Genomic DNA, 22,905 nt, shown 5'->3' on the forward strand with positions numbered 1-22,905 from the left:
ACACCACGATCCCGATCAGGAGGAAGAAGAGCACGAAACCGATGATGATCTCCGGGACGCCTAAGTTCACGGGGGTTCCCTCCCTGCCGGCGCCCCCTGGAGGAGCGCTCCTTGCGACGGATCGTAGGAGCGCCCGGTTGAAGATCTGTTGATTTCCTGTCCATGAACCCCGGAGATCGCGCGAAAAGCGGCTTTTGGGATACTTTCCGCCATGAAAGATCTCCTGGAATGGGAGCTGCGGCCCGCCGGGCCGGACGAGGTGGAGGCCATCGCGGAGCTGCGGGCCACGGTGATGCGCCCCGACCTGGAACGGCTGGGCCGCTTCGACGAGCACCGGGTACGGCAGCGCTTCCGCGACTCCTTCGCTCCCGGGCACACCTCCGTCATCCTGGCCGGCGGCGTCTTCGCCGGCTGCGTCACCCTGCGCCCCGCCGAGGACGGGCACTGGCTGGAGCACTTCTACCTCGCCCCCGCCGTCCAGGGACGCGGGCTCGGCTCGGCCGTCCTGCGGGCGCTGCTGGACCGCGCCGACGCCGAGCGCGCGACCGTGCGCCTGGTCGTCCTGCGGGGCAGCGCCGCCCAGCGGCTCTACGCGCGGAACGGCTTCACCGTCGAGGGCGAGGACCAGGTCGACGTCCTCATGGTCCGCCGGCCGGAGGCCGGGCAGCCCGCGGCCCGCTAACGGGGCAGGGCCTCCTCGGCCGGCACGTAGTCGTGCCGCATCCCGTGGTCGCCCAGCCACTGCCGCAGCCCGGCCACGGCCTCCGGATCACCCGCCACCCTGGCCGCGTACTCGGCCAGGGCCACCTCCTCGCCGTCCTCGAACAGCAGCCGGGCGGGGCCCGACCAGGACAGCGTCCACCTGGCCTCGCCGAGCTGGATCAGCACCGCCTCCAGCGCCTGCCCCAGCACCCCGGCGAGCAGCGTCTCCGACGGCTTCCAGCCCAGCTCGCGCAGCCGCTCGGCCAGCTCCGCCTGGCGGCCCCTGGCGATCGCCTCGAAGGCCGCGTCGAGGTAGGGCCGCGTCGCCCCCATCACCCGCTGTCCCGCCACCGCCAGGTCGTGCAGGGCCTCGGCGTTGCGCGCGGCGTACATGCCCTGGGCCACCAGCTCGTCCCACGGCACCGGGCGCAGCCCGGCCAGCGCCTCCGGCGTCCACATCGACCGCTCGACCGCCTCGGCCGCGATGTCGGGGTCGCGCAGCAGGGTCAGCGCCGGACGCGGGTCGGGGACGTGCTCGGGCTCGGGCAGCACCGCGATGGCGGCCAGCCGGTCGGCCAGGCTGGGATGGGAGTCGTACGGCGAGACCTCCTCGGGCCGCTCGCCCAGCCGGGCGATCTCGGCCCGCCGGCCGGGGTCGTTCATCAGCGCGTGGAAGCCGCCGAACACCGAGGCGGGCCGGGTGCCGCCCACGCCGGTCAGCGACAGGTAGTCGCCGGCGTACAGGTCCCACGCCAGGGAGGTGTCGTGGATCTTGCGGAGCGCGCCCGACATGGCCTGGCGCCCGCCGATCGCCACCGCGAACTCGTCGGCCTCCAGCTCCTGGCGGCGCGACACGGCCTGCGACACCCGCAGGTAGAGCTTGGCGTACCCGGCGAAGAGCCGTTGAATGATCGGATGGTTGCCCAGCCCCTGCACGGTCGCGATCAGCGAGACCCGCCCCCGGTAGACGGGCGCGCCGAGCCGCGTGTGCGCCCCGCTGTAGTGGCCCAGCTCGTGCCCCAGTACGGCGCGCAGCTCGTCGACGGTGAGCGTCTGGAGCAGCGGCAGCCCGATGAACATGCGCCGCCGCGTCGCGCGCAGCCCCAGGAACCGGGTGTCCTCCGAGACCGCCGCGTTCACCTCGGGGACGAGCCGGATCTCGTCGGGCGGCGCGGTGCGCACCCGCCGGGCCAGGTCCTCCACCGCCTGCCAGAGCGCGGGCTCGTGCTCGCGCCCCACCGGCACGCCCGGCAGCTCGCCCCCCTGGTTCCTGCCCACCATGAACAGCGCCCGCACCAGCGCGCCCGCCGCCAGCGTGAGCACGATCGCGACCTTCAGCGCCGCGGCGTGGAAGTCCACCAGCAGCAGGACGTCGAAGAACACGGCGGCCACCAGGATGACGCCGACCAGCACGTAGAAGCCGGCGAGCAGACTGAAGGCCAGCACCGCTCGGAACGCTGTCGTCATGGGGGAGGGCTCCCAGGGAAGGGGTTCTCGCGAGGCTCGACACTAGCGGAGACAGGAAACTGGATAAAATCACTGCACCAATGTCGTACTACGACGAGCACGACCAGGAACGATGGGTCCCGGAACCACCCGGCAACCCCGGCCGCGGTGCGTTCGAACGCGACCGCGCCCGCGTCCTGCACAGCGCCGCGCTGCGCAGGCTGGCGGCCAAGACCCAGGTCGTGGGCCCCGGCGAGACCCTCGGCGGCGGCCAGCACATCCCGCGCACCCGGCTGACCCACTCCCTCGAATGCGCCCAGGTCGGCAGGGAGATGGGCGCCACGCTCGGCGTCGACCCCGACCTGGTCGAGACCGCCTGCCTGGCCCACGACCTCGGCCATCCCCCGTTCGGGCACAACGGCGAGGTCGCGCTCAACGCGCTGGCCACCTCGTGCGGCGGCTTCGAGGGCAACGCCCAGAGCCTGCGCCTGCTCACCAGGCTGGAGGCCAAGGTCCTGACCGACGACGGCCGCAGCGCCGGCCTCAACCTCACCAGGGCCGCACTCGACGCCGCCGTCAAATACCCCTGGACGTGCGAGAAGTCCCCGAAGTTCGGCGTCTACCACGACGACCTGCCGGTCTTCGAGTGGATCAGGGACGGCGCCCCGGAGGGCCGCGTGAGCTTCGAGGCCCAGATCATGGACTGGGCCGACGACGTCGCCTACTCCGTCCACGACCTGGAGGACGCGCTCCACTCCGGCCACGTCACCCCCGAGGCGCTCCAGTCGCCCGTGGAGCGCGGCGCGGTGGCCCGCGTCACCCGCGCCTGGTACGCGCCCGGCGCCGACCTCAACGAGCTGGAGGAGGTCTTCGCCAAACTGATCGCCGACCCGCTGTGGCCGCGCCGCTTCGAGGCCACGCTCGCCGACCTGGCCGGCCTCAAGGCGCTCACCAGCGGCCTGATCGGCCGGTTCTGCCGCTCGGCCCAGACCGCCACCAAGGAGGTCCACGGCGCCCGCCACCGCGCCGACCTCGTCGTGCCGCGCGCCACGCTGCTGGAGTGCGCCCTGCTCAAGGGCGTCACCGCCCACTACGTCATGACCACCGAGGGCCACCACGCCAACCAGGCCAGGCAGCGCGAGCTGATCACCGAGCTGGCCTCGCTGATCACGCTCGGCGCCCCCGCCACCCTCGAACCCGCCTTCCGCCCCGCCTTCCTGGACGCCCCCGACGACCCCGCCCGGGTGCGCGTCGTGATCGACCAGATCGCCTCGCTCACCGACACCTCGGCCGTGGCCTGGCACCGGCGCCTGTCGAAGTGACGGCAGGCCGCCGGGGCCGGTGAAACCGCCCCCACGAGCGGCTTTGCGGACCTGCCTCGTCGGCGGATACTGCGCGCATGGCTACATATGTCATCGTCGGCGCGGGCCTTGCGGGAGCCAAGGCCGCGCAGACGTTGCGCGAGGAGGGCTTCGCCGGCGAGGTCGTGCTCGCCGGCGCGGAGAGCGAACCCCCGTACGAACGGCCGCCCCTGTCCAAGGAGTACCTGCGGGGCGGCGGCGAGCGGGAGAAGATCTACGTCCACGCCCCCGGCTGGTACGCCGACAACGACGTGGAGCTGCGGCTCGGCCTGCCCGTCACCCGCATCGAGCCCCGCAACCACGTCGTCAGGTTCGCCAACGGGTCCCGGCGGGCCTACGACAAGCTGCTGATCGCGACCGGGGCGACGCCGAGACGCCTGCCCGGCCCCGCCTACTACCTGCGTACCGTCGAGGACTGCGAGGCGCTCAGGCGGCGCTTCGCCGAGGGCGGCAGCGTCATCGTGGTCGGGGCGTCCTGGATCGGGCTGGAGAGCGCGGCGGCGGCCCGCGCGGCGGGCTGCCCGGTCACCGTCGTCGAGCCCGAGCCCACCGCGCTCAACCGGGCGCTCGGCCCCGAGCTGGGCGCGGTGTTCGCCCGCCTGCACGCCCGCAACGGCGTGGACCTGCGCTTCGGCACCGCCGTCGCCGAGGTCACCGGCACCGGCGTGCGGCTCAGCACGGGGGAGCGGCTGACGGCCGACCTCGTGGTGGCCGGCATCGGCGTCGCGCCCGAGGTGGAGCTGGCCCGCGACGCGGGCCTGGAGGTGCGGCACGGCATCCGCACCGACGCCTCCCTGCGCACCTCGCACCCCGACGTCTACGCCGCCGGCGACGCCGCCGAGCCCTTCCACCCCCTGTACGGCCGGCACGTCCGCGTCGAGCACCGGTCGGGCGCGCTCAAGGGCGGCCCGGCCGCCGCCCGCGCCATGCTCGGCCAGGACGTCGTCCACGACGACATCCCCTATCTCTACACCGACCAGTACGACCTGAGCATGGAGTTCACCGGCGACACCGGCGGCCACGACGAGATCGTCTGCCGGGGCTCGCTGGAGGACCTGCGGTTCGTCGCCTTCTGGCTGCGCGAGAGCCGGGTGGTCGCCGGCATGAGCGTCAACACCCGGGACGCCGTGCCGGAGATCCAGGAGCTGATCAGGTCGGGCGTCGTCATTGACCGAAAGGAGTTGACGACGGGTCCGCCGTGATCGGGTTGTCGTCCTTGGGCTCGGCGGTCCTGCGCGGCTTCCTGGGCTGCTTGGTGGCCTGCGGCACCTTCTTCGACGTGCACTGGACCGCGCAGCGCGGCGTCTCGCCGAGTTTGCCGCGCAGCGCCAGCGTCTCCTTGCGGGGGGAGAGCGTGCGGTTGCCGGAGCGCCAGGCGTCCAGGTAGTCCCACGGCTCGACCATGCCCCGGCGCACCCACCAGTAGGCCGGGCCGGTCTTCCAGGAGATCGCGAAGTACAGGTTGGAGCCGGCGTCGCGGGCGTTGCCCGACCTGCCCACCCGGCCGAGCAGCTGCCCGGCCTTGACCCGCACGCCGGGCCGCACGCCGTCGGCGACGGAGTCGAGGTGGCCGCCGAGGTAGCGCACGCCGTCGTCGCCGATGATCGTGACGAACCGGCCCTCGCGGTCGGCGCCCTTGTCGGTGGAGGGCGCCCACCGGTTCTTGACGTTGACCTCGTCCACGACGCCGTCCACCGGCGCGACGAACGAGCAGCCCTGCGGGGCCCAGATCGTCGTCTTGGGCAGCACCAGCAGGCTGCGCTGGTAGGTCGTGCCGCAGCCCTTGACCGGGAACGTGTAGGTGAACTTCGACAGCTTGGGCGGCGGCACCTTGACCGGGTCGTCCCCCTTGGGCGGCTGCTCGGCCTGCTGCTCGCCGTCCTGGCCGGACGGGCCGGGCGAGGGGATGGTGGCGGTGACCGCCGGGGTGACGGTGGGCGTGCCCGTGGGCGGGGCCGTGGAGGGCGACTGGGCGCTGACGCCCGCCACCCCGGTCGCCTGGGCGCAGGCGCCGGTGAGCAGCACGGCGCCGGCTACAACCGCCCACCGCACGATATGCCCGGAATGCATAGTCTTCCTCACCCGTGTCACCGTTTCCACCGACAACCCTCACCTTTGTAGCCGACCACGGGACTCCGCATCACCAGTTTCCCGCTTTAGCAACCCAGAGGTGACGCGCGTCTTCCCCGGCCGTCGACAGCCCGTGCCACGCCGTTCACCGGCCGCGGCACACCCCGCGCGGGGCGGAACCGTCGGTCGGGCGGAATAGACTCACCGGCGTGGCTGGCCGGATCCGTGATGTCGACATCGCGCTCGTACGCGAGCGTTCCCCCATCGCCGACGTGATCGGCGAGCACATCCAGTTGCGCAACGCCGGAGGGGGCAACCTCAAGGGCCTGTGCCCCTTCCACGACGAGAAGAGCCCGTCGTTCAACGTCACCCCCGAGCGCGGAATGTACTTCTGCTTCGGCTGCTCGGAAGGCGGCGATGTGATCACGTTCGTCGAGAAGATCGAGCATCTGCCGTTCGGTGAGGCGGTCGAGCGGCTGGCCCAGCGGGCCGGCATCCAGCTCCAGTACGAGCAGGGCGGCTACGTCCCCAAGCGCGACCACGGCGAGCGGGCCCGGCTGATCGAGGCCCACCGGGTGGCCGCCGAGTTCTACGCCGAGAAGCTGTTCGGGCCCGACGCGGCCCCGGGGCGGCGGTTCCTGTCCGAGCGGGGGTTCGAGCGCGCCGACGCCGAGACGTTCGGCGTCGGCTACGCGCCGGCCGAGTGGGAGGCGCTGGCGCGCCATCTGATGGGGCGCGGCTTCACCGCCGACGAGCTGGTCAAGGGCGGCCTGGCCAAGGAGGGCAGGCGGGGGCCGATCGACCGGTTCAGGGGGCGGCTGATCTGGCCGATCAGGGACGCCACGGGTGACGTGATCGGATTCGGCGCACGCAAGTTGCTCGATTCCGACGATGGTCCGAAATATCTGAATACGCCTGACTCGCCGCTTTACAAGAAGAGCCAGGTCCTTTATGGCATTGATCTCGCCAAACGAGAGATCAGCAAGCGCGCCCAGGCGGTGATCGTCGAGGGATACACCGACGTGATGGCCTGCCATCTGGCCGGAGTTCCGACCGCGGTGGCCACCTGCGGCACGTCGTTCGGCGAGGAGCACATCAAGATCCTGCGCCGGTTCCTGCTCGACCAGGCCGAGTTCCGCGGCGAGGTCATCTTCACCTTCGACGGCGACGCGGCCGGCCAGAAGGCGGCTCTGCGGGCCTTCGCCGACGAGCAGAAGTTCGTCACGCAGACCTACGTCGCGGTGCAGAGCGACGGCCTCGACCCGTGCGACCTGCGGATCAAGCAGGGCGACGCGGCGGTGCGCGACCTCATCGCGAGCCGCGAGCCGCTGTTCCAGTTCGCCATCAGGAGCACCATCTCCCGCTACGACCTGCGCAGCAACGAGGGCAAGATCGCCGCCCTCGACGCGGCGGCGCCCATCGTGGCCGGGATCAAGGACGTCGGCCTGCGCAAGCGCTACGCCATCGACCTCGACCGCTGGCTCGGGTTCATGGACGAGCGCTTCGTCATGCAGCGCATCGGCGAGGTGGCCAACACCCAGCAGGGCCGCCCCCAGCGCGCCCCCAAGGCGGCTCCCGTCGATCCGAGCGTGCGGGTGGAGGGCGAGCTGCTCAAGCTGGCCGTCCAGCGGCCGGTGCTGCTCGGGCCGCGCTTCGACGCCCTCGACCCGCAGGCGTTCACCGCGCCCGACCACGTCGCGCTGCACAAGGTCATCCAGGCCGCCGGAGGCGCCGGCTCGGCCGGTCACGGCGGCCGCGAGTGGGTCGACCGGCTGCTGGAGCACGCCCACGACGAGGGCACCAGGGCGCTGGTGACGCGGTTCGCGGTGGAGCCCGTCCAGGCCGACGCGCACGCCGAGGAGCGTTACGCGGGGGCCATGCTGGCGGCCATCGAGGCGATCGCGGTCGACCGGGCCATCGCCCAGGCCAAGTCCCGCATGCAGCGCCTCAACCCGGTGGAGGAGCAGCAGGAGTACAACAAGCTGTTCGGCGAGCTGGTGGCGTTGGAGCAGCAGCGCCGGGTGCTGCGCGAGCGTGCCGCGGGAAGCTGACCGCCGGGGCGTTTTGATAACAGTTCGGCAGCGGGGACGGGCGGTGAACCGGGTGGTTCGCGGGGAATCCCGGCCGGTCCGCGCTGCCGTAATGGGGCATCTCCGGCGTCTTCCGGGCAGCGAAAGAGATACGTCCGGCCGGCGGACGTCGCCGGACGTGGGATTCCAGACCGCGTAATTGACTTTTCTTTCCTGATCAAACTCGGGCCAAACCTTTACTCGATCTCAATTCGGTAATGCTGATCGTCTTACCTTCCGCAACAAAAATGGGTCTGCCATTTGATGGAACCAATACTGCAGACTGTCTCCCGTGGGTGCATCGGTGCTGCCAAGCGGGCCGCCATCGGTAGATCAGGTGGCGGACCTCGTCGCGAAGGGAAGGGAGCGCGGAAGCGTAACCGTCGATGACGTCGCCGCCGCGCTTGACCGATCCGAGCTGCCGTCCGACGCGCTGGAACGCGTCGTGCGGATGCTCGCAGAGAACGGCGTGGAGGTCCTCGAGCCCCAGGGCGACGAGGAGTCCACCCGCGCCGATGAGGAGGACGTAGGCAAGCGGGCGCCGACCAGCGATCTCGTCCGTATCTATCTGCGGGAGATCGGCCGCGTCCCCCTGCTGACCGCCGAGGAGGAGGTGGAGCTCGCCAAGTCGATCGAAGCCGGCCTGTTCGCCGAGGACAAGCTGGCCAACGGGGTCTCGCGTCTGGCCTTCCCGGAGTTCAGGGAGCTCGTCTGGCAGGGCACCAGGGCCAAGCAGCGGCTGATCGAGGCCAACCTCAGGCTCGTGGTGTCGATCGCCAAGCGGTACGTGGGCCGCGGCATGCTGTTCCTCGACCTGATCCAGGAAGGCAACCTCGGGCTCATCCGGGCGGTCGAGAAGTTCGACTACACGAAGGGCTACAAGTTCTCCACCTACGCCACCTGGTGGATCAGGCAGGCGATCACCCGGGCGATCGCCGACCAGGCGCGCACCATCCGCATTCCGGTGCACATGGTGGAGACCATCAACAAGCTCGTCAGAGTGCAGCGTCAGCTCCACCAGGACCTCGGCCGCGAGCCCATCCCCGAGGAGATCGCCAAGGAGATGGACCTCCCGGTCGACCGCGTGGTGGAGATCCAGCGCATCGCCCAGGAGCCGGTGTCCCTGCAGTCGCCGATCGGCGAGGAGGACTCCGACCTCGGTGACTTCATCGAGGACGCCGACGCCGTCGTGCCCATGGAGGCCGCCGCCTTCATCATGCTGCAGGACCAGCTCGACGACATCCTGGCCACGCTGTCCGACCGCGAGCAGCGCATCATCCAGCTCCGCTTCGGCCTGGCCGACGGGCATCCGCGCACGCTGGAGGAGGTGGGCAGGGAGTTCGGCGTGACGCGCGAGCGCATCCGGCAGATCGAGTCGAAGACCCTGGCCAAGCTCCGCCACCCGACGCGCGCGCAGATGCTCAGGGACTACCTGGACTGACCCTTCGACCCCGCGACGGGCCCGGCGAGCGTGCCGGGCCCGTCCGCATGCCGGGCGGCGGGCTCAGGAGCAGCCCTCGAACGCATGCCGGGCGGCGGGCTCAGGAGCAGCCCTCGAACTGCGGCACGGCGATGTTGGTCAGGTTCAGGCCCGCCTTGCCGAACCACTTGTGCAGCAGCTTGCCCGCGGTCCCGTCCTGGTACATGTCGGTGATCGCCCGGTTCACCGCCTCGCAGCCCGGCACGTCGTTCTTGTGCAGGCCCACCCCGCTTCGCTGCTCGTTGAACTGGGCGTTGGCCAGCCGCAGCCCCGACCCGTCCTGGTTGGCCAGGCCGGCCAGGATCACGTCGTTGGTGGTGACCGCGTCCACCTGCCGGTTCTTCAGCGCGCTCAGGCACGTCGCGTAGTCCTTGAACGGCACCAGCTTGGCCGCCACGCTGCGTTCCTCCACGACCCGCTCGGCGGCGTTCGAGCCCTCCACCGCGCAGATCCGGCGGCCCTTCAGCTGCCGGACGTTGTCCACCTTGTCGTCCGGCCGCGTCAGGATGTCCTGGTAGGAGATGTGGTACGGCCCCGCGAACAGCACCTTCGCCTTGCGGTCCATGCTGATCGTGTACGTCGCCACCACCATGTCGGCCCGCCCCTGGACCAGCACCTTGTCCCGGTCGCCTGCCAGCACGGGGATCAGCTTGAAGTCCTTGCCCAGCCGCTTGGCCACGTACCGCGCGACGTCGACGTCGAAGCCCTCGAAGGTGCCGTCCGGCTTGCGGAAGCCCACCGACGGCAGGTCGGGGCGGACGGCGATGACGATGGAGTCCTTGTCGAGGATCGACTCCCGGCCGCCGGTCCCGCAGGCCGCGGCGGCCATCGCGGTCAGGGCCAGGGCCGCTACCAGTGCCCGCTTCAACGGTACTCCTTGAGTCTCGGCCACACCCCGGCGATCATCAGCAGCCCGATCCCGGCGATCGCGAACGGCAGCAGCCGCCACAGGTTGTCCAGTGCGTTCTCGCCGGCGTCGATGGCCTGGTCGAAGGTGCGCTCGTGCCGTTCGGCCAGGGCCACCAGGGCCCGGTCGTAGGCGTCGAACGCGGCGGTGACCGGCCCGAGCTTGGCGGTCACGGCCTCGGCGGTCCTGCCGTCCAGCGCCAGCGCCCGGAAGGAGGTGTCGGCCTGCTGGAAGGCCCGGTACGCGTCCAGCACCCGCGTGCCCTCCGGACCGGTCAGCTCGGGCCCCAGCATGCCGCGGGCCGCCCCGGCGTCGGAGGCCACCTTCGCGTGGTACTGGGTGAGGTTGCCCGACTCGAAGTAGACGACCGTCTGCGACTTGTCCAGGAACGTGTGCTCGTAGGTGTCGGCGCGGTCCTTGTCGAGCAGGTACCGGCTCTGGTCGCCCTGCATGCTGTTGCTGATCGCGCGGGCCTTGGCCAGCGTCAGGACCGAGTCGAAGCCCTGCGTCTTGGCCGTGCGCAGATCCGTCTGGTCCTGGCCGAGCACGTTCACGCCGAGGATCAGCGAGACCACGGTGGCCAGCGTGGCGACCAGCAGCGCCGGGCCGAACACCCGGCGGAACCGCCGGGCCAGGAAGATCTGGAGCCAGATCAGGCAGCCCAGCGCGAGCAGCCCGGCCAGCAGCACCGCGGAGCGCAGCAGCGGGACCATGGCGTTCTTGTCGTCGTAGGTGCGGCGGACGATCGTGCCGCTCTCCAGGGTCAGGTTGTAGGCCTGCGGCAGCAGCACCAGCCGCATCAGGTCGGTGGCCTGCCGGTAGGTGCCCACGACGGTGTCCGGCGGCGCGCCGGGCGCGTGCCGGGACTGCTCGTTCAGCAGCAGCGCCTGCCCGGCGAGCCGTTCGTAGCGGCCGAGGCCGTCGAGCACCGACTGCACGGTCCGCCGCTCGGCGGCGTTGTCGCCGGCCAGCTCGAACGCCTTCAGCAGCGCCTGGTCGGCCTCCGTGCGCCGCCGCTCGTACCGGTCGACGGCCTCGCGGCGCTGCTGGCCGTACTGGTCGCCCATGACCAGCGCGTTGGCGACCTGGGCGTCCATGTCGCTGAGCGCCAGGTAGAGCCCGGCGGTGGCGACGACCTGCGGTCCGGCGTCGCGGCCGATGACCTGCAGCCCGTCGCCGGCGGTCAGGCTGCCCACCCCGAGCGCCGCGAACAGCAGCGCGAGCGCCGCCACGGTGACGCCGGAGATGACGCGGATGCGGCCGGGCACGCTGCGGCGCGGCAGGGGGGCGGGGGCGCCCGCCGGGACGACGGCGCCCGGGTTCTGCACCAGGGTCACGGTGTGCCCTCCCTGATGGTGATGACGGTCCAGGCGCCCAGGTGGATCCGGTCGCCCGGACCGACCCGGACGGGCGTGTTGATCTCCACGGTCCTGCCGTTGACCTGGGTGCCGTTGGCCGAGCCGGGGTCCACCAGCGTCCAGGTGCCGTCGGGCTGGGCCAGCAGCACGGCGTGCAGGTGCGACACGCCCGGGTCCTCGGGCGGGCCGGTCAGGTCGATCTCCGGCGCCAGGTTCCTGGCCTTGCTGCGCCGCCCGATGCGCACCTGCTCGCCGACCAGCCCGAACGAGCGCTCGGGACAGTACGGCGGGAAGGCCATGCGCGCCGCGTCGGGACCGCCCTCGGCGACCACCTTCTCGTAGTAGGTGCGGTCGGCGGCGGCGACCGCCTCCCACCGCGCCCCCCGCACCGGGAGCGGGACGCCGCCCCCGCCGCCGGTGAAGTCGTGCCCGCACACCTCGCAGAACTGCCCGGCGCGCGGCGTCTGGCAGACCGGGCAGGCGTCGTCACCTCCGCCGGCGGCCGCCGCCGGCTGGGGCTGGGACGCGGCGGGCGTCCCGGCCATCTGCGCGCCGCAGACGTCGCAGTAGTCGTCGGAGCCGGAGGCGTGCCCCTGGGGACAGGTCGCCATCAGCCCTCGCCCTTACGCAGCCGGCTGGTGCGGACGGAACCGGTGTCCAGCTCGATCTCGTCGGCCTTGTCCACGTTCCTGCGCAACCGTGCGGTGCCGGTCGCGGGGTCGATCTCCACGACCTTCTCCAGCAGCCGGGCGGTGTCCTCGCGGCCCGACTCCGCGGCCAGCTCCCTGGCCTTGGCCAGACGTGCGGTCGCGGCCTCCACGTCCCCGGCGGCGCGGGCGCTGAGGCCGTCCTGGATGAGCTCGTGCAGCTCGGCCTGGCCGGTGTAGTGGGCGACCTTCCGGTTGATCTGGGTGGACTGCGCCAGGTCGTCGGTCCACTGGGCCAGCACGTTGCCGCTGGCCACGACGTCCTGGGTGTCGGGGCGCACCAGCTTCACCCAGCCCGCCCTGATCTCCTGGCCGATCTGGCCCGGCGGCACCTCGACGCACAGGTGGTACTCGCGTTCCTCCTGGCCCCACGAGCCGGTCGGGTAGTCGCCGGTCAGCGGGTTGACGTCGGTGCGCTTGCCGGTCAGGTCGAGCAGCGTGGGGGAGACCTGCTTGACGAACTTCAGCTTGGCGGTCTGCGGCACCCACACCCGCAGCGACAGGTCCGCCACGGTCTTGCTCATCGACGTCTGCGTCACCCGGCGGAAGAACTCGGCCAGATCGCTCTGGTTCCGTACGAACTCGAACGAGCCGAGCATCGCCTCGGCGACCTTCCGCAGCTCGGCGGGCACCCAGTCGTCGCCCACGCCCAGGCTGTCGCAGACGAACTTGCCGCTCCACCCCTGCAGCACGGCCCCGAACACCTCGGGACGCTCGTTGTTCTGCCCGTCGGTCATCAGCAGCGCGTGCCTGATCGCGTTCGGGTACCCGCTCAGCAGGTGCCCGGCCAGCTTCAGCCACTCGCCGATGGCAGTGCCGCCGTGCGCGAGCAGCCTGCTGATCGCCCGCTCGGCCTCGGCGCGGGTGGCGGGCGTGGCCCTGACCAGGTTGGCGTTGCCGCCGGGGTAGACGACCTTGGCCCGCTCGGTCCCGGCGATCACCGCGAAGTGCACGCCGTCGCGCAGCGCGTGCACGGCCGCCGCCGCGGCCTGCCGGGCCTCGCGGATCTTGCCGCCGCTCATCGAGCCCGAGGTGTCGACGATGATGACCTCGGCCGCCTCGGTGGGCGCGGCCTGGGCGAAGCCGCCGCCGGAGGAGGCCACGGTCAGGATCGCGTGCACCTCCCGGGCGTCGGTGGACAGGTACTTGTTCTGGTCGATGTTCAGCGTGAACGTGGGCTGGTCACCCATGCGTTTCTCCTAGGGGATGAGAACGATCGTCACGTTGTCCTGGCCGCCGGAGGCCAGTGCGTGGCGCAGCATCTCGCGGGCCATGTCGAGAGGGGTTCCCGTCTGCGGGAACCGGTAGCCGTCCAGGTAGCGCCACAGCCCGTCGCTGCACACCAGCAGCAGGCCGGGCGCCCCCGGGGCGAGCGTGCGCACATGCAGCGACACCTCGCCGGAATCCGCGCCGAGCCACGCGGTGATCTCGCCGGTCGGGACCACGTCGTCCTCGGTCAGCAGCACGCCCTGCCCGGGGGCCTCGCCGGGCAGCCAGTACGCCCGCGTGTCGCCCGCCCAGCTCAGCGTGATCCCGCCGGGGCCGACGACCGCGGCGACGTAGGTGCAGGCGGGGGCGTCGTCCACGGAGGTCGCCAGGGCGGTCACCGCCTTTCCGGCCAGCTCGAACGCCTCCTGCGCGGAGGCCCCCCTGGCCAGGGCGGCGCCCGCGGTCTCCACCGCCGCGGCCGAGGCCTGGTCGGCCCGCGGCGAGCTGCCCACGCCGTCGCACACCACCGTGATCACGGCGTCGCCGGTGGCCAGCAGGGCCATGGCGTCCTCGTTGCGGGCGCGCCGCAGGCCCTTGTCGGTCACGGCGGCGGCCCCGCCGTCCAGGACGGTCTCGGCGTGGTCGCGGCCGGTGGGCTGGCGGGCGCCGCACCGTTCGCAGTAGCCCTCCGCGTCCACCGCGGCCGCGCCGCAGGAGGTGCAGACCGGCGCGCCGAGCGCGTGGCCGCACCGCTCGCAGTAGACGTCCCCCTGGACGACGGGGGACGCGCACATCGGGCAGTTCTGGGGGGTGGGTTCGGTCACAGCCACGTCCTCGGTCGTACGGCGTTCGCCTCGTCGATGAGCGCGTGGCGTTCATGGCGGGAGCCGGCCGCCACCGCGAGCTTCCGGTAGATCGACTCCAGCCGCCTGCGCAGCCCCGGTTCGGTGAAGTCGGCCTCGGCCAGCTTCGTCCCGGGCGGCGCGGGGTTGTCGTCCAGCCAGGCCAGCGCGCAGCGCAGCAGCTCGGCGGTGAGCAGGTCGCGGCGGCGCGGGTCGAGGTCGGCCAGGTTGGCCAGCCGTCCGGCCGCGCCGACCAGATCGGCGGCGGACACCGTGCTCAGGTCGGTCCGGCGGAACACCGAGGCGGCCAGCGCCACCTGCGCCGCCACCCGGTAGCTGGAGGTGGGCGGCACCTCGTCCAGTACGTTGACGCGGCCCGTCCTGGCCAGCCCGAACGCGGCGCTGACGTAGGAGTGGTCGGTCCGCCATACGGCGTTGTACCAGTGGGCCGCCTGCCTGCCGGCGCACTCCAGCGCGAACGCCAGCGCCAGCTTGGGCGCGAGCTCGCCGGGCAGCGCCGACACGCACGCGTCGAACATCGTCACCGCGGTGTCCGGCTGGCGCGCGGCCAGCGCGTACACCCCGCGGTACCAGGTCGTCCGCCAGTCGCCGGGGAGCAACCGGTCCAGCTCCGTCAGCGCGTGCGGCGTCTCGGCCGCACCCGCCTCGGCCAGCAGCCTGGCGCGCATGAGCCGGGTCTCGGGCGTCGGCGGCATCGCCGAGAGCTGGTCGAACAGCTCCTTGCCGTCGAACCCGAGCAGGCCCGCCAGCGCGCCCGCCGCCGGGTCGAGCGGATCGACGTGCGGCACCGGCAGCTCGACCGCGACCAAGGGCGGGTCGAGCGGCCCGAACACTTCGCGGCGCGATCCCGACAGTGCCGTCCCCACGGCGGAGCGCTCGGGCCCGAACAGGGTCGAGGGCGCCGGGAACGGCACGCCCTCCTCGGCCGCGCTGATCTCCCGCAGCACCCCGACGAGCTGCTCCTCCATCTCCCACGCGCTCTGGAAGCGGTCGGCGGGGTTGGGCGCGGTGGCCTTGCGCAGCAGCCGCGCGAACGACTCGTGCCCGCAGTCCTGCGGCAGCGCGCTGGCCACGCCGCCCTTGGCCGGGCTCCAGGACGGGATCGTCAGCACCGCCAGGGTCCTGGCCACCGTGTAGAGGTCGGAGGCCACGGACGAGGGGTGGGTGTCCAGCTCGGGCGCGTGGTAGCCGACCGTCGCCCAGGACGTGCCGGGCGGCGAGCCGACCGGCTGGACGGCGCCCAGGTCGATCAGCTTGAGCCGCCGGCCGACCCGGATCACGTTGGCCGGCTTGAGGTCGCAGTAGACCAGGCCGTTCTCGTGCAGGTAGCCGAACGCGTGCAGGATCTCGCGGCCGTAGATCAGGGCCTCGCGCAGCGGCAGCGGGCCCTGGCGGCGCAGCTCGTGCAGGGACTGGCCGCCGACGTACTCCATGACGATGTAGCCGAGGCCGCCGGAGAGCTGGAAGTTGAGGATCTTGACGATGTTCGGGTGGTCGACCGTGGTGAGGAACTTGCGCTCGGCCTCGGCCGCCGCCAGCGCCTCGGCGTCGTTGGTGTTGAGCAGGCCCTTGAGCACGACCCAGCGACCGTCCAGGGCCTCGTCGGCGGCCAGGTAGATCCAGCCGAGGCCGCCGTGCGCCAGGCAGCCGAGCACCCGGTACTGCCCGGCCACCATGTCGTCCTTGGCCAGCTTCGGGGTGAAGGAGTACGGCGTGCGGCAGTGCGGGCAGAACCCCTCCGTCAGTCCCGGACGGCCCTGCCGGGACCGGCCCACCGGCTCTCCGCAGGCCGGGTTGGCGCAGAACCGCTTCTCCTCCGGCACCCGCGGATCGGCCATCACGGCCGTCGCCGGATCCCGGTACGGCACGGACGGCAGGTCGGCGATGCCGCCCAGCACCCCGGCCCGCGACCTGCCGCTGCTGCTCACCGGCGAGGTCAGCGACCGGCTCACCGGCTGGGTGTTCACCGGCCCAGAGAGCGGGCCCGAGAGCGGCCCCGAGAGCGACCCGGAAGGCGTCCCCGAGGCCGGGGCCGACGCCTGCCGGGGGACGGACACCGCCGCCGGGGGCGACGCGGCCGCCGCGTTGCCGCACAGGTCGCAGTAGCCGTCCTCGATGGTGCCGGTGCAGCCCGGCTGCGCGCAGCGGGTCATGGCTTACCTCCGTGTATCGCGCGCTGGTAGGTGTCGACCGCGGCCGCCGCCTCGGTCAGGTCGCAGGGAGCGCTCCACAGCAGGGATCGTGCCCGCTCGAAGCACGCGGTGGCGTCGGGGTCCTCGGCCATGCCCTTGCGCACCGCCATGGCCTGGCAGGCGCCGAGCCGGCCGCGTAACTCGTCGCGCCTGCCGACCAGGCCGTACAGGGCCTTGGCGGTGGCCCGCGCCCGGTCGGCGGCCTTCTCCGCCTCGCTCTCCACGCTCGCCAGCCGCCTGGCCCGCACCAGCCAGGTGTCGGCCGAGGCGTCGAGCGCGGCCAGCTCGCCAGTCAGCTCCTCGACCCGGCTGCGCGGGCGGGCCTGCGGCGGCAGGGCGATCTTGACCACGACCGCGCCGTGGGCCAGCCTGGCCTCGCTCTCGGCCGCGCGTACCCGGTCGAGGGCGGCCACCAGGTCCTCGCGGCGCCTGGCGTACTCGCGTTTGACCACGATCGCCTGGTCGATCTCCGCGCGGGCCTCGGCCAGCACGCGGGCGACCCCGCCGAGGTCGGGTCCGACGCCCGCGCCGAGCGGGTCGGCGAGCAGGGCCGCGCGCATCCGCCGCAGCTCCGCCTCCTGCGCCTCCAGGCCGGCGCTCTCGCCCAGCTCGCGCTCCAGGTCGCGGATCTCGCGCAGGACGCGGTCGGCGTCGTCGAGCCGGGGCAGGACGGCGTTCCACACGGCGTCGATGTCATTGAGCGCCGAGGTGACCTCGCGGAAGGCGCCGTCCATGCGGGCGACGGTCTCGTCGAGGGTCAGCCGCTCGTCGGCCTCGGGCAGCAGCGAGCGCTGCTCGACGGGCTTGGCCGCGGCCCGCAGCACGACGGACGTGCCCGACAGCAGCCGGGTCAGCTCGTCGAGCTGCTCGGCCCCGAGTTTCGCGCGCGCGGCCCTGACCTGCTCGGCGTCGCGCAGCACGGCCCGGTAGGCGTCGTTCAGCAGCCATAGCCGGGTCAGCGCGGCCTGGACGGCGGCCCAGCGCTGCCGCGTCACCCCGTCCAGCGTCGCGCCCTTGAGCAGCTGGTACGTGGTGTGGGATTCGAGATCGAGCAGGTCGCCGGAGATCCGGTCACGTTCGTCGGCCCGAGCGCGCAGCGCGTACTCGGCGCCTTCCCTGCTCATGGGTGGTCCCAGACTCATCACGCTCCCCGTGAAGAGGGCCCCCGATGCCCCGTGTCCTACCGGCTCAACGGGAGTCTTGACCGGTTGGTTCCAAAGGGTAGGGGTGACCCTGACTTGTCCCTGATTCAACCCTCGGTCACCTGCAAACGGCTTAACGGATCTCCTACGGTGGAGACATGGCACGCATCCTTCTGATCATCGCCGCGATCATCGTCGCACTGCTTCTCGTCGGCCCGCTCGTGGGTTTCGTCTTCACGCTTCTCAAGTGGGCTCTCATCATCGGCGCCGTCGTCCTCGGTGTCACGTTCGTCGCGAAGTGGGCCAAGAGGCCGTAGCTTCCGCCCGCTTCCCAAGGCATAGTGAGTGAATGGAGGCGCGGCCGGCGGTTGACGATGCCGCGCTCGGGCGCGAGGCCCTGGCCGTGCTCGAGGCGAACTGGACGGGCAGCGGCACCGTGCCCGCGCCGGGTCTCTACCCGCACCAGTGGAGCTGGGACTCCGCGTTCGTCGTCATCGGCCTGGCCAGGCACCGTCCGGAGCGAGCCCGGGAGGAGCTGCTCAGCCTGCTGAGCGGCCAGTGGGCGACCGGCATGGTGCCCCACATCGTCTTCCACACCCGCGAGGCGTACTTCCCCGGGCCGTCGGTCTGGCGCTCGCAGGAGCACGCCTCCGCGCCCCGGGTCTACACCTCCGGGCTCACCTCCCCGCCGCTGCAGGCGCTGGCGCTGCGGTGGCTCTACCGGCACACCGGCGACGTCGCGTTCGTCCGGCGGACGTTCCCGCTGCTCGTCGCCCAGCACCACTACCTGGCCTCGGCCCGCGACCTCGGCGGCGCCGGACTGGCGGCGATCGTCCATCCCTGGGAGTCGGGCATGGACGACAGCCCGGCCTGGGACCAGCCGCTCGCCGCGCTGCCCGCCATCGGTTACGGCTACCGCAACGTTCAGCTGGCCGACCGCCACCCCGACAGCGACCACGACCGCTACGTCTGGCTGGCCATGCGGTACCGCGACGCCGGCTACCGGCCCGAGTACCTGCGCGACGAGCACCCCTTCGCGGTCGAGGACCCGATGTTCAACGGCATCTGGCTCGCCTCCTGCCAGGCGCTGGCCGAGCTGGCGCCGGTGGCCGGGGCCGACCCCGCACCCCACGCCGAACAGGCCGAACGCATCAGGCAGGCCATGCTCGACCGGCTCTGGGACGGCTGCTTCTACCCCCTTGACCTGCGCTCCGGCCGGCTGATCAAGGTCTGCACGGTGGGCGCGTTCGGGCCGCTGCTCGATCCCGGGCTGCCCAGCGACCACCTGCACGCCTGCGTCGAGGTGCTGGAGTCGGCCCGGTTCATGGGCGCGACCGGCTACCCGGTGCCGAGCTGCGAGATCCGCGCCGCCCAGTTCGACCGCACCCGCTACTGGCGCGGGCCGTCCTGGGTGAACACCAACTGGCTGTTACGCCGGGCCGCCGCCGTCCACTCGCTCGACCAGCTCGGCCGGCAGCTCGCCAACGGCACCCTGCGGCTGGTCCGGCAGGCCGGGTTCCGCGAGTGCTTCGACCCGTTCGACGGCAGCGGGCGCGGGTGCAGGGACTTCTCCTGGAGCGCGGCGCTCACCCTCGACCTGCTCGCCGATACCGTGGAGATATGAGCATTCTTCGCCGCCTGCCCGCCGACGTGCGCCGATCCCTGGACACCCGGCCGGGGGAGCGGGTGCTGACGTTCACCGAGACCGCCGACGGTCACCTGGTGGCCACCAACCTCGCCCTGTTCCTGTCGGACGGGACGCGGGTGCCGTACGAGGAGATCGACAAGGCGTCCTGGGACGACGAGGGGCTGCGGGTCGTCACCACCGGCGGCGTCCGCCACTTCGAGCGCGTCGCCGAACCGCGGATGGTGCCCGAGACCGTGCGCGAGCGGGTGAACTCCACCATCGTGGTCAACAAGCGCGTCAGCCTGCCGGGGCGCGGCGGCGTCCGGCTGGTGGCCAGGCGTCCGCCGGGCGGCGAGGTGCTGGGCTGGACGCTCGTCTTCGACGACGGGCTCGATCCGACGGACCCGGGCCTGCGCGCGCAGGCCGAACAGGCCCTGGAAGGCGTCCGGCGCAGCATGGGCGTGTGAGGCATCACACGTCCGTGCCGCGCCGGATCTCGGGGCCGGATCTCAGGACCGGGCCGTCAGTAGGGGATGCCGGTCTCGCGGGACTTCCGTTCCGCGAGATCCTCCTCCTCGGGCCAGCCGCTGCCGGACCTGTGGTGGCCGTCGGAGCCGAGGAACGGGATCTTCTCCTGAAGCGTCCCGCCCACCTTCTCCCTGGCCGCCCCGGCCAGCCTCGACGCCTGCGCGCCGACCACCCCCGCGGCCTCCTGGACCCTCGGGCTGTCGGCCACACGCTGGGCCGCCCGCTTGATCTGTTCGTACCGCTCGCGGCCCGCCCTGCTGCCGAGCACGTAACCGACAGCCAGACCGACCGCGAATGTCATCCGATAACGCATCTTGCACCTCCGCTGTCTCCCGGCCTACCCCAGTTGCGATGCGACACGCACTCCAAGAGTGCGCTAATCTATTCCTGCGCACGACGGAAGGGCCCAACAAGCCCGACCAGCAGGGCGAACGTTCGATCCCGCGTAGCTCAACGGCAGAGCAGCCGGCTGTTAACCGGCAGGTTATAGGTTCGAGTCCTATCGCGGGAGCTGTAGTCAGACAGCAACTAAGGCCCTCTCACCGAGACAGGTGAGAGGGCCTTAGGCGTTCCATGGGACGTTCCGTCGCTGAGGGCTCCAGGGGGTCATCTCGCTGACACCCTCATCGGGAAGTCGTCCATCCGCAGCGGTTCCAGTGACGTCTTCCTCACTCCGCGAGAGGCCGTTGACCAGGTCTGAAGCACCCTTCAGTCCGGAGCGGGGCCGCACTCCGCCGGCGGGCCTGACGCGTGCCAGGGCGCGGCAGATCGTCGGGCGTCTCACGCTCTGGGTGGCGTTCGGGGTGATCTTCGGGGTGCCGGCCGCCGCGGCGGTGGGGGAACTGGTGCCGCCTGCGTCGGATGGGCGGCGGGCCGATGACCGATGTTCTCGGCCTCGCGGTCGTCCTGGCCGGATCGGGCGCCCTGGCGCGTTCACCTCCGCGCTGCTGGCCTGGCAGGGCATGTCCTGAAAGGAGAGGGATTCACGCGTTGTAGTGGGTGAGTTACCGATTTTGGCGTTACGCGGGACAACGGGCGTTCGCGGCGGCAAGATGGGGGAGCCGGCCGGGTGTGGCCGGCAGCCGCGGGAAGTCGTGACGGGGGCGTGGAGAGGGCGCCGCCGGCAGGACGTGCCGCCGACCCGGAATCGGCGGGGCGCTCCGCTGAGCGAAATGTTGGTTGCCGCGTGCGTACCTGGATCAGGTCACTGCGTCCCTTCGATGTGCATGCCGTGCACGCGCTGTTCGAGCGCACCACGGACCTCCGCGAGGCGGAGCGGTTCATCAGGCTCTTCCACGCCGAGAACCCCTCCGCCGGCGGCCTGGCCGCCCGGCTGCGCGACGTCGCCAGAGACGTCGCCCGCCACGGCACCTACGTCCACACCTTCGAGGAGCTGGAGTTCGGCGCCCGGGTCGCCTGGCGCAACAGCGGCCGGTGCATCGGACGCCTGTACTGGCGTTCGCTGAAGGTGCGCGACCGGCGGGAGGTGACGACGGCCGAGGGCGTGGCGGTGGAGTGCGTGGCGCACCTGCGCGAGGCGACGGGGGAGGGGCGCATCAGGCCCACCGTCACCGTCTTCGCCCCGGACACCCCGGCCATGCCGGGCCCCCGGGTGCTCAACGACCAGCTCGTCCGCTACGCCGGGCACCGGCTGAACGGCGGCGGCGTCCTCGGCGACCCGCGCAACGCCGAGCTCACCGACCTGGCCAAGGAACTGGGCTGGCGCGGCGGGCCGGGCCGGTTCGACGTGCTGCCGCTGGTCGTGCGGGCCGGGCTCGGCGACCCGCTGGTGTGCAACCTGCCGGGCGACGCCGTGCTGGAGGTGCCGCTGCTGCATCCCGAGTACGCGTGGTTCGCGGAGCTGGAGCTGCGCTGGCACGCCGTGCCGGTCATCTCGGACATGTGCCTGGAGATCGGAGGCGTCTGCTACCCGTGCGCGCCGTTCAACGGCTGGTACATGGGCACCGAGATCGGGGCGCGCAACCTGGCCGACTCCGATCGGTACGACCTGCTCCCCGAGGTGGCCGAGCACCTCGGCCTGGACACCTCCACCGAGCGCTCGCTCTGGCGCGACCACGCGCTGGTCGAGCTCAACGTGGCGGTGCTGCACTCGTTCGAACGGGCGGGGGTGACGATCACCGACCACCACACCGAGTCCCGGCGCTTCCTGACCCACCTGGAACGCGAGGAGCGCGCCGGACGGCGCTGCCCGGCCGACTGGTCGTGGATCGTGCCGCCGCTGTCGGGCGGCGCGACCCCGGTCTTCCACCGCTACTACGACACCTGCGAGCTGACCCCCGCGTACGTGCACCGCCACCCCGCCCGCTGATGCGCTTGCCAGCCCCGCCCAGAACATGGTTCGGTTAGCGCATGGCGGAACTCGTGCTCTCATCGTCGGACCGGGGCGTGCTCACGCTGACCTTCAACCGTCCCGACACGCTCAACGCCTGGACGGACGCCATGGGCCGGCGCTACTTCGACCTGCTGGCCGAGGCCGAGAAGGACCCCGACGTCCGGGCGATCGTGGTGACCGGCGCGGGCAAGGGCTTCTGCGCCGGCGCCGACTTCAGGACGCTCGCCGCCATCCAGACCGGCTCCTACGACGAGACCCCCGACCCCCGTCCCAACACCTTCCCCACGACCATCGGCAAGCCGATCATCGCCGCGGTCAACGGCGCCTGCGCCGGGCTCGGCATGGTGCACGCGCTCGTCTGCGACCTGGTCTTCACGGCCGAGGAGGCCAAGTGGACGACCGCCTTCCCGCGCCGCGGCCTGGTCGCCGAGTACGGCCTGTCCTGGGTGCTGCCCCGGGTCATGGGCCAGCAGCGGGCCATGGACGTCCTGCTGTCGGGCCGGGTGTTCAGCGGGCGGGAGGCGTACGAGCTGGGGCTGGCCAACCGCGCGGTGCCGGGGGAGTCGCTGCTGGCGCAGGCCCAGGAGTACGCCAGGGAACTGGCCGTGCACAGCTCGCCGGCGTCCATGGCGGTGATCAAGCGGCAGGTGTGGCAGGACTGGGACGTCACCCTGGAGGAGTCGGCCAGGAAGGCCGTCCACGAGATGCTGGCCTCCTTCGGGCGGCCCGACTTCGCCGAGGGCGTCGCCAGCTTCCTGGAGCGCCGTCCGCCGGACTTCCCCGCGCTGTGAAACCGCAGGCCGGAGGGGGTACGAGCGGAGCACGCCGAGGTTAGACGGCGATCCCCGCCGGGTAGGGCTGGGCGTGTCCGAAGGGTCCGCGGCCAGGCCG

Annotated in this window: 20 protein-coding genes and 1 tRNA gene; 11 read left to right on the forward strand and 10 right to left on the reverse strand. The window is 72.1% G+C overall.

Going from position 1 to position 22,905, the window contains the following annotated elements:
- Positions 1 to 211 precede the first annotated feature (211 nt).
- Complete coding sequence (locus tag ACFYUV_RS27555; RefSeq protein ID WP_387672613.1) at positions 212 to 682, forward strand: GNAT family N-acetyltransferase; 471 nt, start codon at positions 212 to 214, stop codon at positions 680 to 682.
- On the opposite strand, the gene ACFYUV_RS27560 is transcribed toward ACFYUV_RS27555, so the two are convergent.
- Positions 679 to 2,169, reverse strand: coding sequence for a M48 family metalloprotease (locus ACFYUV_RS27560; protein WP_387672616.1), 1,491 nt, complete (start codon positions 2,167 to 2,169; stop codon positions 679 to 681). The two genes, ACFYUV_RS27555 and ACFYUV_RS27560, sit on opposite strands and share 4 nt — an antisense overlap.
- 80 nt (positions 2,170 to 2,249) lie before the next feature.
- Here ACFYUV_RS27560 and ACFYUV_RS27565 point away from each other — a divergent pair, with 80 nt between their 5' ends.
- Both ACFYUV_RS27565 and ACFYUV_RS27570 read left to right on the forward strand, forming a co-directional pair.
- Positions 2,250 to 3,470 carry a deoxyguanosinetriphosphate triphosphohydrolase gene (locus ACFYUV_RS27565; RefSeq protein WP_387672619.1) on the forward strand — a complete coding sequence of 407 codons (1,221 nt, stop codon included), beginning with the start codon at positions 2,250 to 2,252 and terminating at the stop codon, positions 3,468 to 3,470.
- 77 nt (positions 3,471 to 3,547) lie between these two features.
- On the forward strand, positions 3,548 to 4,711 hold the full coding sequence (locus ACFYUV_RS27570; protein WP_387672622.1) for an NAD(P)/FAD-dependent oxidoreductase: 1,164 nt from the start codon (positions 3,548 to 3,550) through the stop codon (positions 4,709 to 4,711).
- On the opposite strand, the gene ACFYUV_RS27575 is transcribed toward ACFYUV_RS27570, so the two are convergent.
- Positions 4,674 to 5,579: a M23 family metallopeptidase gene (locus ACFYUV_RS27575; RefSeq protein ID WP_387672625.1), complete on the reverse strand. Its 906-nt coding sequence runs from the start codon at positions 5,577 to 5,579 to the stop codon at positions 4,674 to 4,676. The genes ACFYUV_RS27570 and ACFYUV_RS27575 overlap by 38 nt on opposite strands.
- A gap of 209 nt (positions 5,580 to 5,788) precedes the next feature.
- Here ACFYUV_RS27575 and dnaG point away from each other — a divergent pair, with 209 nt between their 5' ends.
- Both dnaG and rpoD read left to right on the forward strand, forming a co-directional pair.
- Complete coding sequence (gene dnaG / locus ACFYUV_RS27580) at positions 5,789 to 7,630, forward strand: DNA primase (protein ID WP_387672628.1); 1,842 nt, start codon at positions 5,789 to 5,791, stop codon at positions 7,628 to 7,630.
- Positions 7,631 to 7,985: 355 nt separating this feature from the next.
- Positions 7,986 to 9,089 (forward strand): RNA polymerase sigma factor RpoD, encoded by a 1,104-nt coding sequence (gene rpoD / locus ACFYUV_RS27585; protein WP_241563834.1) that lies wholly within the window; start codon positions 7,986 to 7,988, stop codon positions 9,087 to 9,089.
- A gap of 100 nt (positions 9,090 to 9,189) precedes the next feature.
- On the opposite strand, the gene ACFYUV_RS27590 is transcribed toward rpoD, so the two are convergent.
- From ACFYUV_RS27590 to ACFYUV_RS27620, 7 genes are read right to left on the reverse strand one after another with little or no spacing between them, the layout of a single operon-like run.
- Positions 9,190 to 9,996: a transporter substrate-binding domain-containing protein gene (locus tag ACFYUV_RS27590; RefSeq protein ID WP_387672631.1), complete on the reverse strand. Its 807-nt coding sequence runs from the start codon at positions 9,994 to 9,996 to the stop codon at positions 9,190 to 9,192.
- Entirely contained in the window at positions 9,993 to 11,372 is a 1,380-nt protein-coding gene (locus ACFYUV_RS27595) for a hypothetical protein (RefSeq protein WP_387672635.1), read from the reverse strand. The genes ACFYUV_RS27590 and ACFYUV_RS27595 overlap by 4 nt, the downstream gene beginning before the upstream one ends.
- Positions 11,369 to 12,004 carry an FHA domain-containing protein gene (locus ACFYUV_RS27600; protein WP_387672638.1) on the reverse strand — a complete coding sequence of 212 codons (636 nt, stop codon included), beginning with the start codon at positions 12,002 to 12,004 and terminating at the stop codon, positions 11,369 to 11,371. Before ACFYUV_RS27600 ends, ACFYUV_RS27595 begins: the two co-directional genes overlap by 4 nt.
- Positions 12,004 to 13,290: a VWA domain-containing protein gene (locus tag ACFYUV_RS27605; protein WP_387672641.1), complete on the reverse strand. Its 1,287-nt coding sequence runs from the start codon at positions 13,288 to 13,290 to the stop codon at positions 12,004 to 12,006. Before ACFYUV_RS27605 ends, ACFYUV_RS27600 begins: the two co-directional genes overlap by 1 nt.
- A gap of 9 nt (positions 13,291 to 13,299) precedes the next feature.
- Complete coding sequence (locus ACFYUV_RS27610; RefSeq protein WP_387672644.1) at positions 13,300 to 14,133, reverse strand: PP2C family serine/threonine-protein phosphatase; 834 nt, start codon at positions 14,131 to 14,133, stop codon at positions 13,300 to 13,302.
- Positions 14,130 to 16,325: a tetratricopeptide repeat protein gene (locus ACFYUV_RS27615; protein ID WP_387672647.1), complete on the reverse strand. Its 2,196-nt coding sequence runs from the start codon at positions 16,323 to 16,325 to the stop codon at positions 14,130 to 14,132. The genes ACFYUV_RS27610 and ACFYUV_RS27615 overlap by 4 nt, the downstream gene beginning before the upstream one ends.
- On the reverse strand, positions 16,322 to 17,488 hold the full coding sequence (locus ACFYUV_RS27620) for a hypothetical protein (protein ID WP_387672650.1): 1,167 nt from the start codon (positions 17,486 to 17,488) through the stop codon (positions 16,322 to 16,324). Before ACFYUV_RS27620 ends, ACFYUV_RS27615 begins: the two co-directional genes overlap by 4 nt.
- A 176-nt stretch (positions 17,489 to 17,664) precedes the next feature.
- On the opposite strand from ACFYUV_RS27620, the gene ACFYUV_RS27625 reads away from it, so the two are divergent.
- From ACFYUV_RS27625 to ACFYUV_RS27635, 3 genes are read left to right on the forward strand one after another with little or no spacing between them, the layout of a single operon-like run.
- Entirely contained in the window at positions 17,665 to 17,823 is a 159-nt protein-coding gene (locus tag ACFYUV_RS27625) for a hypothetical protein (protein WP_352318900.1), read from the forward strand.
- Positions 17,824 to 17,855: 32 nt separating this feature from the next.
- Positions 17,856 to 19,130, forward strand: a complete 1,275-nt coding sequence (locus ACFYUV_RS27630) for an amylo-alpha-1,6-glucosidase (protein ID WP_387672653.1) — start codon at positions 17,856 to 17,858, stop codon at positions 19,128 to 19,130.
- On the forward strand, positions 19,127 to 19,600 hold the full coding sequence (locus ACFYUV_RS27635) for a hypothetical protein (protein WP_387672656.1): 474 nt from the start codon (positions 19,127 to 19,129) through the stop codon (positions 19,598 to 19,600). Before ACFYUV_RS27630 ends, ACFYUV_RS27635 begins: the two co-directional genes overlap by 4 nt.
- Before the next feature lie 56 nt (positions 19,601 to 19,656).
- Here ACFYUV_RS27635 and ACFYUV_RS27640 read toward each other — a convergent pair whose 3' ends face one another.
- Positions 19,657 to 19,974 carry a YtxH domain-containing protein gene (locus ACFYUV_RS27640; RefSeq protein WP_352318894.1) on the reverse strand — a complete coding sequence of 106 codons (318 nt, stop codon included), beginning with the start codon at positions 19,972 to 19,974 and terminating at the stop codon, positions 19,657 to 19,659.
- A 126-nt stretch (positions 19,975 to 20,100) separates the two neighbouring features.
- Between ACFYUV_RS27640 and ACFYUV_RS27645 the strand changes: the two genes are divergently transcribed.
- The 3 genes from ACFYUV_RS27645 to ACFYUV_RS27655 all read left to right on the forward strand — a co-directional run bounded on the left by ACFYUV_RS27645 (position 20,101) and on the right by ACFYUV_RS27655 (position 22,805).
- Positions 20,101 to 20,172 (forward strand) — tRNA-Asn (locus ACFYUV_RS27645).
- A gap of 675 nt (positions 20,173 to 20,847) precedes the next feature.
- Positions 20,848 to 21,990, forward strand: coding sequence for a nitric oxide synthase oxygenase (locus tag ACFYUV_RS27650; protein WP_387672659.1), 1,143 nt, complete (start codon positions 20,848 to 20,850; stop codon positions 21,988 to 21,990).
- Between the two features lie 41 nt (positions 21,991 to 22,031).
- Complete coding sequence (locus ACFYUV_RS27655; RefSeq protein WP_352352551.1) at positions 22,032 to 22,805, forward strand: enoyl-CoA hydratase-related protein; 774 nt, start codon at positions 22,032 to 22,034, stop codon at positions 22,803 to 22,805.
- Positions 22,806 to 22,905 lie beyond the last annotated feature (100 nt).

Source organism: Nonomuraea sp. NPDC003560 (assembly GCF_042878785.1).
Lineage (GTDB): Bacteria > Actinomycetota > Actinomycetes > Streptosporangiales > Streptosporangiaceae > Nonomuraea.